Raw genomic sequence first — 14,111 nt, 5'->3', positions numbered from 1 at the left:
ACGCATAACCATTTTGCACTTTAGCATACTTATGAATTTCCATATCGTTTCAGCTTCCTGCTAACTGTGGATTGATCAATTTGGAGGGCGTTGGCGATTTGCGTAGTGGAGGCATACTTCTCCTTTGCCATGGTGAGCAATTCCCTCTCCACTGCCTGAACAGCCTCTTTGAGCGGCATTATTCCGTTGACTTGCACCGGCATCGCATCTTTATCCCTCTGAGACAAGTAATCGGGCAAGGCGTCATTTCCGATCCATTCCCCTTCGGAGGTGACATACATCCGCTCGATAATATTCCTCAATTCCTGGACATTCCCTGGCCATTCATAGCCCTCCAGACGCTTTAAGGCGCTTGGATGAATTTTGCGTTCCTCATGGTAGATCAAGTTCAGTTCTTTCATTGAATGAAGGACAAGCGGGATAATATCTTCTTTTCGTTCACGCAAAGGTGGGACTCTGATCGGAACGACATTGAGATAGTAGTAAAAATCCTCCCTAAAAAGACGCTGCTCCAATTTTTCCGATAACTCCTCGGTCGCTGTTGCAATGATCCGGACCTTCGCTCTGCCTTCCGCTTTATTCTCTCTCTGGAGAACTCGGACCAACTTTGCCTGGACCGAGAGCGGCATCTGATCGACCCGCTCAAGAAAAAGGGTCCCTGAGTTCGCCAGATCAATCAGACCGTGCTGATCAGCAGTGCCGAACAGTTCCTTCTCAAGAAGATCAGAGGAGACCGTTTCACAGCTGACGACCAGAAACGGCCCCTCACTCCGGTTGCTCCAATGATGGATCAACGTTGCAATCTCTTCTTTCCCGACACCCGACTCGCCCAGAAGAAGAATAGGCGAGTCAACTTTGGCTACCCGCTTGGCGAAGTTCACGACGCGATTCATTCCTGCGCTTCTCGCGACCAGGCGGCGTTCCAACCCCTCATTCTCACGGAGCTGCTCAATTTCCTGCCGGAAACCTTCCATCATCTGCTTGAGCAGATCAATCTCGTTCTCCAGTTCTTTCAGCTCCGTCACATCCCGCGAAGCATTGACCACGCGCAGAATGTTGCCGTTGTCGTCCTTAATTGGGGTTCCCACTACCAGCAGACGCCGACCGGTTTTCGTCGTCTGGACAAGCGAGACCTTTTCTTCGCGCTCTAGCACTTCGCGGGTAACCGATGGTCTGTAAACCCCTTCTGCCTCCAATTGATACACAGTCTTTCCGACCAGCTCACTCTCTTTATAGCCCCAAAGGCGTTCACAGGCCGCACTTACCCGGAGGGTCTTCCCTCGGCCATCAGCGACATAGATGACGTCATACGAATGATCAAAGATGGCCTTGAAATCCAGCATCATATTCCGGTACGCATCTACACCGTAAAGCAATTGTTCCAATTCGGATTCCGAATGGAAAAGAAAACAATGGCCGCCCCCCTGGTTGAACAACCACCCAATAACAGGCTCTTGTTCCATGCTGAATTTATACACATTTAAGGCACTTGTCGATTCCACCCTTTCCAGACGGCTCAGAAGATGATGGCCTTCCGCTAGTCCTTCTTCCGACAGCCTGGTTCGGGCATAATCATTCAAGACTTGGATCTTGCCCTGATTATCCATGATGACTACACCAATCGGTGCCGACTGATAAAGTTCGTCTACTACAGCCTCCGTTGTGTGCCGTTCCCCAACCACGTTCTCCACCCCTTTGACAATGCATGGTTCACCCCAACAACTTTGTTGTGATGAAACAGCCAATGATTCTCCTGATATATGATAGCAGATTCTGTTACAGGGCAGAGGGTAAACTGAAAGCCGGAAACCCTATCATGGAGGGACTCCGGCTTTTTTGGTTTGGTTGGGTGATTTGCCAGGTGAGGCGCTGGATGTCGATGCCCTCCACCGACGAAAACTTCTTCGCCAACTCCGAACGGAGCCTGTACAGGATTGTCAGGGGGATGATCACGGAAGCAATCGAGCGGGGAGAACTGATGGCGGGCGGAAGCATCGCGCTCACCGAGCGGTTCAGCGCTTCCCGCTACTTTAAGCAGGCCAAGGCGCTCGGCGGGACGGTCGGCTCCCTGTTCGCGGCTCCGATCCGCATGATCTTGTCCAAGGAGTATGACCCGGCAGACCGGGACAACCCGCTCCGCCTCATCTTGTTTGCCCAGTCGGTCGGACAGCAGGAGCTCGACCAGTTCGAGGATCAGTTCAACACCCTCCTGTATCAGCTGTACGGCATGACCGAAACCGTCGGGATCCCGCTGATGAATCAGCCGCACGGAACGCCCAACAACCTGAGCATCGGGCGTCCGACTCTAGGATATGAAGTGAAACTGATCGACGAGGAAGGCAACGAGGTTCCTGCTGGACAAACCGGACAGATTGCAGTGAAAGGTATCCCTGGACGGACCATCATGAAAGGCTATTTCAAGAATCCCGAAGCCACTGCCGCCACCGTCCAGAACGGCTGGTTGTTGACCGGCGACAACGCCCGGCTCGGGGAAGACGGCCGCTTCTACTTTGTCGACCGCCTGAAGGATATGATCAAGCGCTCCGGCGAGAACGTCGCGGCGGGCGAGGTGGAAAGCGTACTGACCGATCACGAAGCCGTCTATGAAGCCGTGGTCGTCGGCGTTCCGGACCCGATTAAGGATGAAGCCATCAAGGCGTTTGTCATCTTGCACGACGGTGCGACCGCCACTTCCGAAGAACTGCTGGACTACTGCCGGGAACGTCTCGCCAACTTCAAAGTGCCGGACACCATCGATGTGGTAGAAGACTTCCCGAGAACCGCCGTCGGGAAAATCCAGAAGCACCTGATCCGCCAATCCGTCCTCACTTGAGGATACACACTATTTAAAAGGAAGAAGGCGAGTATATGAAAAAAGGAAAAGTCCTGCTGGCCAGCCTCTCGGGTTCTGTCATTGAATGGTACGACTTCTATCTGTACGGGACGGCGACCGCCCTCGTGTTCTCGACCCTGTTCTTCCCCAACCATGACCCGGCCATCTCCATCCTGATCGCCTTCGCGACATTCGGTGCCGGATACGCGGCGCGACCGATCGGGAGCATCATCTTTGGACACATCGGAGACAGGATCGGGCGGAAAGCTTCCCTCATGCTGACCCTGATCGGGATGGGCGGAAGTTCCTTCTTGATCGGACTCCTCCCGACTTATGCCCAGGTCGGCGTGCTCGCCCCCGCCCTCCTAGTCATCCTGCGCCTCATCCAGGGTGTGTCCCTCGGCGGAGAATGGGGCGGCGCCGTTCTACTCGCAACAGAATCGGCGCGCAAAGGGCTCCGTGGCCTGTTCGGTTCCATCCCTCAATTAGGTGTACCGATCGGACTCGTTCTCGGAACGTTCAGCTTCACGGCCATTAGTGCGTTTACCACAGAAGCGCAATTCATGGCCTGGGGATGGCGGATTCCGTTCCTCTTTAGTGCCGTCCTGATCGTTCTCGCCATCTGGATCCGGAGCACCATCGAAGAAACACCGGAATTCCAGAAGAAAAAAGAATCCGGCCAGATCGCGAAAATTCCGGTGGCCGACCTGTTCCGCAACAACAAAAAGGACCTGTTCCGTGTGATCGGCCTAAAACTCGGCGACGGATTCTTCAATGTCTTCCTGATGTCATTCATCCTCGTCTACGCGACCACCTATGTCGGGTATTCCCGTGACCAAGCTCTAATGGCCCTGACACTCAGCTGCGCCACGATGGTCATCACGATTCCGATCGTCGGCTATGTCTCCGACTTTATCGGTCGTAAAACGATCTACATCGCAGGACTCGTCGCCATGATTGTACTGGCGTTCCCGTACTTCCTGGCAGTCCCTGCGGGCACCGGCTGGTTCTTCACGATGCAGATCCTTCTGCTCGGCGTCGTATGGGCATCGATTTTCGCTACACAGGGAACGTTCTTCTCCGAACTGTTCCCGGCCAACGTCCGCTACACCGGACTCTCGCTCGGCTACCAGGTGGCCGCCGCCATCGTCGGCTTCGGACCGATGCTCTGGGCCACCATGGGCGACCGGTTTGGCGCCGCTCCGTACCTGTTCGGCGGCTTCATGATCGGCGGACTCCTGATTTCCCTGGTCCTGTCCATCTTCTCGCCGGATACACGCACATTCACACAGTATGAGGAGCATGCGGAACTTGGGGATCTTGAGGAACCTGAATTGAAGGTCACGCCTTCCGGGAAACAGTTGAATTATTGAGGAATGAGGAAAAGCAGCCGGGGCGGCTGCTTTTCTTTTTGAGCTATTTACTTTAAACCCGCTCAATAATCACTTCACCGTCCGCCCGTTCAAGAAACTTGATTATATCCTCAACCAATTCAACCGCCACTTGTTTTAAACTTTCCATCCGATCAGATTTCTCTACGTCGAATGCCTTTAACTGCTGAATGGTTAATGGGATGTCCTCAATCGGATGGGGTTCATCATACCAGCCCTCCAGATAAAAGTAATCCTTAACAATGCCTTCCTTTTCGATTCCGATGCTAAAGAGGACGTCCATGATGGTATCAAAATAACCGTCCCAAATGTCAGTCCCCCTCAACCTTCAACAAGTCAATCGTACTCGATGAATACTTGTCCTTCTGCACTCTTGAGAAACAGGATGATGTCCTGAAGCAGCTCAGGAGCTACTTTTTTCATGTTTTCGGTTCCTTCAGCATGGTTGATATCGAATGCCTCCAACTGTTTTATGGTTAGCGGAATATCTTCAATTCTCCAAGGATCGTCATACCAGCCCTCACGATAAAAATACTCTCGTATAATCCCCTTCTTTTCAGGATTTCCTTTTAGGAGAGCATCCATGATCGTATCAAAGTAGCCATCCCAGATACTCACCCTATTTTCTCCGTCTCTTAAAACGATTTTATGCTCACCTTCGAATCCATCGTAATACTTCGTATTGATCATTCAAGTCCCCCCTGGCCCACGGCAAGTCAGTCGTACTCTATGAATACCTGTCCTTCTGCATTCTCAAGAAATTTGATTATGTCCTCGATGAGTTCAGGTAAGACTTCCATTAAAGTTTCCGTCCCTTCAGCTTTATCCAAATCAAATGCCCTAAGTTGATTAATGGTTAGCGGGATATCCTCAATAGGCCATGGTTCGTCGTACCAGCCTTCCTGTCTGGAATACACTTCGGGCATTCCTCCCTTTTCAACTTCTGTTTTTAGGATGGAATTAAGGATGGTGACGAAATAGCCATTCCAAAAAACCATTGCTCTGTGATTGTCTCTTAATACGAGTTCGGGTTCGCCCTCAAATCCGTCGTAGTAAGTTGTGCTCAATTCGCGGTCAGTCCTTTCACTCCTTCATTCCCCGATAAAGATCTGAAATGTCGTCTCCAGCCTCTATGATTGCCTGCTCAATTTCCAGTCTAATTTCTGAAGACATTTGGTCCTCATCCAACGATTTCTTGATTTTATTAAAACTGCTTTCAAGTCCTAACGTGAGGACAATAGACAAGATTGCATCAACTTGATCATAGGATTCTGTATTCCACAGTCTGGAAAGTTCGCTATCAATTTCAGTTTTAATCTCGGGTGCCAATATTTCGTAAGTCATCGCTTGTCTGTTTGCCAATTCGTATAGGATTTCCAAGAGTTCAATTTGCCCAAATGCTTCCCGGTGATATATGTCAAGAACATTCCGAAATAACTTGGTTAACTCAGCGGTAGGCATTATATCTGGTAACTTCTCATAGTCTATTCACTTTAAACGCGCGGGTGACATCAACCTTCCCCTTCTACATAAATGATTTGTACCTTCTCCTCATTTTCTCAAACTTGCAGAATTAACTCCCTTCAGGGGAAGTTGCAGGTTATCGATGGACCGGACTGGACCTGGACGTTTGATGGTTTTGATGAGCTATGGGTTGAGCGTGCTTCCTGCAATCCAATTCCACTTTTCACTAAAGTGCAGAATAAAATCTCGCTCTTCACCCGCCTCTTCATTTACAAAATTCGATCTTTTACTTACACTTTAAGGAAAGAAAACAATTGAATTAGTAACAAGCGAAAAAGCAACCTAGTTTGGCTGCTTTTTAACGCTTCTACTTAATATTGAGCGAGTTTCTCAAAAAAAACAAATAAATTCAACAACACAAGTTCTAGTATAATAAGAGTCATAACCAGAGAAGAGAAAGAGAATGTCTGGGAAAAGTTTGGTACCTCCCACCTTTTCCGGAAACAACGCTGACATAGTTCTTCTTCCGATTGGATTGGTTCTTTACAAAAGTTGCATTTAGTAGGCTTTGTGAGATCGAACACAATTATTAGAACTCCCTATTTAAGTTGTTAAATGGATTTCCGTCAGGATTACTCCGTGTATAGCCTCCGCCTTCATGTACAGACAAATTCGTTAGCGAATTTCCATCTCCATCTCGGAAATAACCATTTACGACAGTGCCATCAGCTTTTACATAACCATTTACATAGTGTGGCTTAACAAAGTGGGTTTCACTTCCAGGCGAGAAACTTTCAAACTGCACAGATGAGGCATATACTAGCGGATCTTTATACTGTAGGTGTTCGATAATATTGCCGATCGAGTCTCCATTTCCTGTGTATTCTGGTGTTAATTCAGGAAGTTTCGGCTCATACTTAGTATTGTTGGTCAGACTTTCCTGCAGTTCTTCAACATTCTCAAGCAGTTCCTGAAAGAAGTTATCCATCACAATACCTCCACTACTGGTTTTATTTTTTCCCTGACAATATGCAACTCTTCTTTTCGCTTGTCTATGTCTGCAGAATCCTCTGTTTGTTTCCATAGAGTCCTCTCAAGAATATACTCTCGCTCAGTCAGAATATCATTGAATTTATTATTCATTTCGCTAGAAATTTGAACAAGCTCTCGGTTGATGTATGCTTCTAAAGCTTCTTTTAATTGTTGATGTCCTTCATGTATCCTCGTCTCGGAGGCTTCAAAAAGATGAGGTTTTAGTTGATTCAACTGATTCTCATTCATTTTTTTTGTTAAAAACGGCATGGCAACCAACCCAAGGACTGGCATGAATAAAGGAGCCCCAACCAATAAAGCAATTGTAGATGCTCCTCCCACTAAAGCCCCTGCTCTAATTGTAGTATTAGAAGCTTTTATTTCAGTCCCACCAACTTGGGCAGCCACATTGAATTTTTCATGAACCAATGGAAGATTAACCTGTTGTTCAAAAACTAAAAGAAGACCCTTGGCGACCTCTCTTTCCACTTTTGCCAATAATTGAATAATAGAATCTTGATAGTTTCGAATCCACTCTGCAAATCGTCTTTCAATTGTTTTTGGTATTTGTTTATTTGCAAAGTTATCCAAATCGTTTCCATTATACATTTCAATCGTATGATAAATATCCGTTCGCAAGTCCTCTACAAATGTAGAAAGAGACTTATTGATTAACAGATATATTTCATTTTCCCTGTCTAAAATATATTGTTCCAAATCCTTAAGCACGATTGAGTAATTTTGTTTCCATGCCACCAATTGACTACGATTTACTTTAATGGTTTCAATGGACTCTTCCAAGGTTGCTAATTGAGCATCAATGTAATCATTTAACATAAACAGAGTCTGTTCAAAGCGTCTCCTATATACAAGCTCTCGCCTCTTACCCATTTCATTTTCCTTAATGTTTGTTTTAATCCATTCTTTTAATTCGCTGAGGCCAGAATAATCCACCAGGTCAGCCTCTCCATGCAATTGTCCATACAGAGCATCCTTGGCTGATAGAGGAATTAAGTCAAATGCATTTTCATTTCCAAACGCATTTTGTAAACGTACTCTTGTTGTTTCAAATGCCTCCTCAAATTCTTCTTCACTCTCCAACAAATCTTGGAAGTTGGCGACGACCAAAACTTTTTTATGACCTAGAGGAGCAATATTATGCTGAATAAATTCAAACTCCGTTTTTTTAATGCTATAGTTTAGCGCGACTACAAGGATTAAGATATCAGCCCGTGGAATAAAACCATGGCTGACTTCTGCTCTGTGACTGCTTAAATCATTTAAACCAGGTGTGTCTACCAATAATATATTTGATTCTAGATATGGTGTTTCTTTCTCTAAATGAATAGCTGTTATTAATTCTGTGCTTTCCTGACCCCCTACAGTAAATTCCAAAAGGCGTTTATCATTGAACACCTCACTGTCTCTCATTCCGTCTTGCCGGTGGATTATCATCTTATTTCGGGTAGAATTTTTAATAGTGGTTAACACGGCTGTTGTTGGGGTGACATCACTAGGCATAACTTCCTCACCAATAAGAGAATTGATTAAAGTCGATTTGCCGTTTTTGAACTCTCCTACAACCACAACTGAAACTTGATCTTTTTGAATATCTTCTTTTAGATCCTCAAGTTTAGATTGAACCTTTCCGGGAATTTCGAACCCATCAAGTAGCTTATAGAGATTTTCTATCCGACTCTCGACTTTTTCATCTAGTATACTCATACCTTCACCCCTTATAATTCTTCTAATGTTTCATAACAACTAAGGATTTCATTTTTTTTATTTTCTATAAATTCTTTCCGTATTTTTACTTGGTGGTGACTTAAGTTTTTAATTGATATTTGCTTTTCAACCCTAAAATTGCTTTGCTCAATTTCGTTTTCTAAAAATACTTTAACCGTATCTTCAAACTGTTTAATACTTTCTTTCAATTGCTTCTCATATTGCTTTTTCCTCGATCTATATTTCTTTTCAATTGAGTTATTGAATTCATCTATCCATGTGTATTCTTTGTATCCCACAAATGCTTTAACAATTCCCTCCCCTATCTCAGCAAAGACTCCTGCGGCAAAAGCCACTGCGCCTATCACTTTATTACTGAATTCATTCGATTTAGTCAGAGTGCTTGAGATTTCATAGAATTCATCAGCAATTGTTTTTCTCACATTGAAATCAACAGTTAGATGTTCCTTTGTATTTTGCTCAGCGCCTAAATTTAATATTGAATAGTTAATTTTAGATTTCTTGCTTAAAAAGGCAGACAATTCTTCTTCGATAATTACATTAATCTGTTGTTGAAATTTTTTTTCGTACTCTAAATGCCTATTCTTGTCCTGTTTTGCTATAATGTCTTCTGCTTGACGAATAATTTGATCTTTGGACTGTTGATAATAAAGAGACTTAAGCAAAATGTCTTGATCAGATTTAATGCCTGTTTCAAACTCATTGACCAGTTCTGAAATAAGAATTTCAATTTTTGATTTTATGTTTATAATGACTTTTTTCTTCGTAGCTTCTAATTTATTGAGTTCTTTTTTAATTTCTTTTATTTCATTTTGTATATTCACTTGGGTGTTTTCTAAAGAGTATTGCTCCATATTGATGTCGGAAAATATTTCATTTTCTATTAGTTTACTCAATCTAGATTTAAATTTATCAATTCTAGTATGTCCTGCATTCTCTTCAATAAACGCTTCAATATCTTGCTCCAAATCGTGAAAACCACTTTCTTCGAGCGTCCAGGGAGTAAGTGGTCGTCCTCTTCGGTCTTTAATGTCTACACCAGATGCCCTTCTTTTAGCCCTCAATGCCTCTAGTGCAGACACTAAATAAATCTTTGGCTCTCCGAATATATCTTTTACATTTTCATTTGTGTATTCAATAACCTTTCTTTGTTCCTCTTCTGTTTTAAGCTGGTCTTTAAAATTAATTACAAGGAATACCTTTTGAATATCATTTTCCAACAAGCGATTTTTCAAGAGGCTCATTTCGGATTCAGACAATATTTTAACGCTTGAAAGAAGCAAAATCGCAATGTCGGAAGTTGGGATTATAGAATTGGTCAGAGCTTCGCGAGCGGGATCTAAGTCGTTGGTGCCAGGAGTATCAATGATGCAAACTCCATTTTTTAGGTAATCAACTGGATAAGAGATTTGAGCGTAATCAATGCTGCTAATTTCCTTCATTTTCTCTTCGTATTGCCGCAAAGAAATCTCGTCGCCTGGAAGGGGTTCTTTTGGAGCATTGTATTTTTTGAAGTCCTCAACATCAATTATTTCTTTGGTACCGTCCTTAAAGTGGACAGTTACATTTTTATCCTCACCGAATGAAAGTAAATTTAATGTAGCAGTAGTTGGCATTGCTTTTGATGGCAATACCTTCTCCCCCATAATTGCATTTATAAAAGTTGATTTCCCCCTGCTAAATTCTCCTACAACGACTATATTGAATTTACTATGTTGTACTTCCTCTTCCATGACATTTATCTTTTTCATGGTTTGAATAAGACCCAACTCTTTTGTTGAGTGTTTGATAGATCTCAATACTTCTAATAAAGAGGATTTTCTTTTGGTGTATTCCTTCAATTCCATTGGAAGTGCACTTCCTTAAGTAGATAATTGAATAATCAAAAGGATTAGTAGTGCTACTGAAAGAGCACCGGTAGCGAAGGTGCTTTTCAATATTCTTGCTGTCTTAGGGTGGTAATCTAAAATATCATGTTTATTTTCAGTAACAGGGTATGTTAATAAGATGTCTTGATGCTTGATTTCTAATCGATTACTTAATGCCCCTTCATCAATTACATCAAATTCTGTATTGTTTAAAGCCTGCATTACCATCTTCACTCGATTAATGTAACCTTGATCCCTTAAATCTTTCCCGAAAGAAGGAACTAAGAAAGGCAATTCTAACGTGTTAATCTCATTCTTTACACAGTTGGCATACGTACTGAACTTTTCATTGTATTTCACTATCAATTCCATTGATGAAATAGTATTAACTAAATTCGATAGAGGTTCGACCCTGACTGTTTTATTAATAAACGTCATAGCTTCTTTGTTTACACTATTTTTTCTTTCCGAAATATTTTTCGCTTTTTTCATTTGGCCTTCTTTGTAAACATTGAATACAGTTATAAAATGATCCTTAATCTCTAAGTCCAACGTGTTTTGGAACTCTACTACTTCTTTTTTTCTTTTATTGAATTCAAATAGCATGTTATTAAGTCTCTTCTTCTCTAATGCCAATGGGATAGAACTTATTTGGAAGTAACCATTTAACATATTTATGGTTAATTCCCTTCCCCTCCACCTACTAATGGCTTCGCTTATACTTAAATAATCTTGATTTATTATTTCCTCGTTTTTCTTTAACATATCGACTTTCCTATTTAACCGCTTTGTATAATTTAAGTTATCACCTAGTTCTCTTATTTCAATCCAATATTTATGGTAATAAATCTCTTCCAGTAATAATGACTCTATTTTTTTAATTTTTCTTTGGTTGTATTCTTTTAATTCAATAAATTGTTGCTGCACTTCTTTATGTCTTTTCCTAAATTGATCTATTTTGTATATATAATGTTCTATTGAATTAAAAGTATAGATTCCTTTTAACTCAGTGAAATTTGAGGATAATTTTTTTTGAACTCTCTCGGAAATAGCAAAAAGCCTTTGAATCAAAATTGAATTTTTCACCTTTTGATTTTCTGTTAACTTCTTTATAATTAAATCAATTTTGTTCCATTCACTAAAATGAATTAATTCATGATCATTTATTAATTTTCCTTCGAGTGCTTCAAGAGATGAAACCCCTACCATCTCTTTGAGGTAGGAGCTGAAGCGTAAAAAATTATCATTAACAATTTGCTCTAAAGTTTCATCTTCATCGTCTAAGACGAGTCGGTCAATTGCATTTACTATACCGATAACTGGTATTTGTGTTTCTCGTAGTAAACTCAACTGATCGATTTCAGTACTTGTTCCTATATTGTTTGCATGAAAAATCCAAAAAACAATATCTGCAGAAATCAAATCTCTTTTTACCGTCTTTGTATGTTCCTCATACTGAGAATTAAAACCTGGACTATCGATTAATGTAACTTCCTTTAACCACTCAATAGGAAGCTCCACTTCAACATGACTTAGGTTTGAACGTAAAGATTTATACCGGCTATCTCCTTCAGCAGTTAAATTGTGCAGAGACTCGATTTGAAGTTCTGTAAAATCACCTAGATTACTAAACGCACATACTTTAACATTCGGACCATATTTAATCTTTGTAATGACTGCAGTTGCCGGAAGCACATCACTTTTCAACACTTTTTTTCCTAATAAAGCGTTAATAAATGTCGACTTTCCCGCTTTAAATTCTCCCGCAATCAGTATTTCCAAAGGGCAATTGAGTTGCTCCTCAATTTTCCTTAGTTCTAGAATGTCGGAATCCATTCCTGGGAGTCCTTTTAATGATTTCGAAAGTTCAGAAATAAAATCAGAAATGAAAGTATTATCTAATCGATTGTCTGTTGTGTCTCCAAGGACAGAGTTAACTAACATTGAAACTCACTCCATTCTTACTCAAACCGAAAAAGCAAAAAATAAATAAACATCGTAATGGCTGATGCAGATACCAATAGAATTAACATCTGAAGGGATACAAATGCTCCAAATACTTGATTAGTTGTTTTTTTTATTAGCAGGATGGTTTTACATGGTCTACACAGAACATTCGTTAAAGATATTGACTTTAAACATCTTGGACATATGTTGCTTGACACAGAGCGATAATCCTCCCTTCGAATCAATAAAAAGTACAATAAATCCCTATTTCCCCTAGAAATCAAGAAGGCGATATAGATTATGATTTGCTTTTACCGGTATCTAAAATATCAACTTCCCACAATTTATAAACCTTAGGTTCTACTTCTTTCATGACATACTCCTTTAAACGGTCATAAGTGATTACTTCACCGCTTTCATTTATAAAGTTGAATATTTCTCTGACAGAAAGGCGGATAGCATCGCCCTCTACAACCCCTTCACTCACAGTATTAGACACGAATTCATATTCATAGAGGTAATGAGTTTCCTCTCTTATAACCTTTTCTAATTCACTGAAGGCTGGGCTTCCCTCTGCTAGCGTGTGGTAGATTCGATTGAAATCTTGATAATTGAGTGCATCTTCATAGGAATTACGAAATTTAAAGTAACTCTCGGATGCAAGATTTATTTTCTCAGCGTCTTTCTTTTGTTGGATCTCTTTCTCGGTCTCAATTCGTTCTTTTTTTTCTTTCTTTTTTTGTTCTTCCCTCTCTCTTTTTTCTCTTTCTTTCTGATTCTCTAAGAAAGGGTATGTGAAAGAAATTTTTTTCCCAGGGTAAGCTTCAACTTGATAAGATTCTTCTATTGATCCGTCCTTCATTTTACGCAATGCTGTTAATTTAAGGCTTTCTTCAAACACCGGATTCAACTTTCCTATTTCCTGAATCGTTTTTCCTGTGGACTTGCCCGCTACACTTAGTACATCTTCTTCAAAGCCTTTAACAAAGTCAACCTCATACGATGACGAATCTATGGGTAATGTAATTTCATCATCTTCGAAGTCTTGCCAATGGATTGTAATATCTCCCTCAGATGTATGATAGGGACTAGATCCTTTGAGTCTTATCTGATATTCACCTGGAAGTGCACTGCCAATTACAAAGGGCTTTCCTAGCAATTGGAATTGTTCACCTGCAAACTCTATGGATGCGTTAGTTAAGTCAGTGTCAACTATGACTTTCTTACCAATAGGCTCCATGGAAAGTTTCGAGTATATATAATATATGCTATCACAGCTTATACGAAAGACTTCAACTCCCGTATTGTCATAGACACTTTCAGTAAGCCCGGTTTTTCTCACCCTTTTTGCTACCTCTTCTAGCGTATTATAGAATTCAATATCGGCTGATGATTGTAAACCTTCTACAAATCCTGTTTTGTTATAAATCTGATCATTGATGACTAGCTCTTCAAAAAGTGCCTCCACATCCTCCGCTACGATAGCGTTATAAATCCTATTTATCTGCCACGACTCATTAGTCAACCAATTTAGTACTAAATGAAAGCCTATAGCAGATAACACAAAAACTGATGTAAGGGAAATCAATACTTTTATTTTCAGTGATAGGGGCTGCCTATCTGCGCCTAATGTTCTCGTGTTAAGTTTCTTACCAAACTCGGGAATCGGCGTTCCACATTCTGGACATAATGCTTGAAATTCTTTTAAATTATGATGGCATTCCTCACAAACTCGCTCCATTCACCAGTTTCTTCCTTTCCAAATACAATCCATAAGTAAATAGTATATTTAGACTGATTAAATAGTCACAAATCACTCATAAGTAAAGT

At 41.5% G+C, this 14,111-nt stretch carries 12 protein-coding genes; 2 read left to right on the top strand and 10 right to left on the bottom strand.

The genetic code is table 11. The features are described 5' to 3' along the window. Positions 1-29 precede the first annotated feature (29 nt). The gene (locus tag KHA84_RS06060; protein ID WP_236823139.1) at positions 30-1,745 is read right to left on the bottom strand and encodes a sigma-54 interaction domain-containing protein; all 1,716 of its coding nucleotides are present in this window, start codon (positions 1,743-1,745) and stop codon (positions 30-32) included. Positions 1,746-1,873: 128 nt separating this feature from the next. Here KHA84_RS06060 and KHA84_RS06055 point away from each other — a divergent pair, with 128 nt between their 5' ends. Further along, positions 1,874-2,833, top strand: coding sequence for an AMP-binding enzyme (locus KHA84_RS06055; protein WP_236823138.1), 960 nt, complete (start codon positions 1,874-1,876; stop codon positions 2,831-2,833). 35 nt (positions 2,834-2,868) lie between these two features. Then, positions 2,869-4,206, top strand: a complete 1,338-nt coding sequence (locus KHA84_RS06050) for an MFS transporter (protein ID WP_213422633.1) — start codon at positions 2,869-2,871, stop codon at positions 4,204-4,206. Between the two features lie 52 nt (positions 4,207-4,258). Here the strand turns inward: KHA84_RS06050 and KHA84_RS06045 are convergent, their stop codons facing one another. The 9 genes from KHA84_RS06045 to KHA84_RS06005 form a co-directional block, all read right to left on the bottom strand. Beyond that, positions 4,259-4,549 carry a hypothetical protein gene (locus KHA84_RS06045; RefSeq protein ID WP_213422632.1) on the bottom strand — a complete coding sequence of 97 codons (291 nt, stop codon included), beginning with the start codon at positions 4,547-4,549 and terminating at the stop codon, positions 4,259-4,261. Positions 4,550-4,560: 11 nt separating this feature from the next. Further along, positions 4,561-4,914 (bottom strand): hypothetical protein, encoded by a 354-nt coding sequence (locus KHA84_RS06040; protein ID WP_213422631.1) that lies wholly within the window; start codon positions 4,912-4,914, stop codon positions 4,561-4,563. A 26-nt stretch (positions 4,915-4,940) separates the two neighbouring features. Beyond that, entirely contained in the window at positions 4,941-5,291 is a 351-nt protein-coding gene (locus KHA84_RS06035) for a hypothetical protein (RefSeq protein ID WP_213422630.1), read from the bottom strand. Between the two features lie 16 nt (positions 5,292-5,307). Beyond that, complete coding sequence (locus KHA84_RS06030) at positions 5,308-5,685, bottom strand: hypothetical protein (protein WP_213422629.1); 378 nt, start codon at positions 5,683-5,685, stop codon at positions 5,308-5,310. Between the two features lie 592 nt (positions 5,686-6,277). Beyond that, the gene (locus KHA84_RS06025) at positions 6,278-6,676 is read right to left on the bottom strand and encodes a hypothetical protein (protein WP_213422628.1); all 399 of its coding nucleotides are present in this window, start codon (positions 6,674-6,676) and stop codon (positions 6,278-6,280) included. Continuing rightward, entirely contained in the window at positions 6,676-8,445 is a 1,770-nt protein-coding gene (locus KHA84_RS06020) for a dynamin family protein (RefSeq protein WP_213422627.1), read from the bottom strand. Before KHA84_RS06020 ends, KHA84_RS06025 begins: the two co-directional genes overlap by 1 nt. Before the next feature lie 11 nt (positions 8,446-8,456). Next, positions 8,457-10,313: a dynamin family protein gene (locus KHA84_RS06015; protein ID WP_213422626.1), complete on the bottom strand. Its 1,857-nt coding sequence runs from the start codon at positions 10,311-10,313 to the stop codon at positions 8,457-8,459. Positions 10,314-10,328: 15 nt separating this feature from the next. After that, complete coding sequence (locus KHA84_RS06010; protein ID WP_213422625.1) at positions 10,329-12,278, bottom strand: dynamin family protein; 1,950 nt, start codon at positions 12,276-12,278, stop codon at positions 10,329-10,331. Positions 12,279-12,579: 301 nt separating this feature from the next. Continuing rightward, positions 12,580-14,022 (bottom strand): TcaA NTF2-like domain-containing protein, encoded by a 1,443-nt coding sequence (locus KHA84_RS06005; RefSeq protein ID WP_213422624.1) that lies wholly within the window; start codon positions 14,020-14,022, stop codon positions 12,580-12,582. Positions 14,023-14,111 lie beyond the last annotated feature (89 nt).

It is taken from the genome of Bhargavaea massiliensis (genome assembly GCF_018390575.1).
Classification (GTDB): Bacteria; Bacillota; Bacilli; order Bacillales_A; family Planococcaceae; genus Bhargavaea; species Bhargavaea massiliensis.
The sequence above is the reverse complement of the archived record's forward strand: the minus strand, read 5'-3'. Positions and strand labels throughout refer to the sequence as shown.

What these genes read in the sequence shown, in the direction of transcription:
- KHA84_RS06055 (WP_236823138.1), top strand. Translation starts at nt 1,874, where the DNA reads ATGTCGATGCCCTCCACCGACGAAAACTTCTTCGCCAACTCCGAACGG.
- KHA84_RS06050 (WP_213422633.1), top strand. Translation starts at nt 2,869, where the DNA reads ATGAAAAAAGGAAAAGTCCTGCTGGCCAGCCTCTCGGGTTCTGTCATT.
- KHA84_RS06040 (WP_213422631.1), bottom strand. Translation starts at nt 4,914, where the DNA reads ATGATCAATACGAAGTATTACGATGGATTCGAAGGTGAGCATAAAATC.
- KHA84_RS06030 (WP_213422629.1), bottom strand. Translation starts at nt 5,685, where the DNA reads ATGCCTACCGCTGAGTTAACCAAGTTATTTCGGAATGTTCTTGACATA.
- KHA84_RS06025 (WP_213422628.1), bottom strand. Translation starts at nt 6,676, where the DNA reads ATGGATAACTTCTTTCAGGAACTGCTTGAGAATGTTGAAGAACTGCAG.
- KHA84_RS06020 (WP_213422627.1), bottom strand. Translation starts at nt 8,445, where the DNA reads ATGAGTATACTAGATGAAAAAGTCGAGAGTCGGATAGAAAATCTCTAT.
- KHA84_RS06015 (WP_213422626.1), bottom strand. Translation starts at nt 10,313, where the DNA reads ATGGAATTGAAGGAATACACCAAAAGAAAATCCTCTTTATTAGAAGTA.
- KHA84_RS06010 (WP_213422625.1), bottom strand. Translation starts at nt 12,278, where the DNA reads ATGTTAGTTAACTCTGTCCTTGGAGACACAACAGACAATCGATTAGAT.
- KHA84_RS06005 (WP_213422624.1), bottom strand. Translation starts at nt 14,022, where the DNA reads ATGGAGCGAGTTTGTGAGGAATGCCATCATAATTTAAAAGAATTTCAA.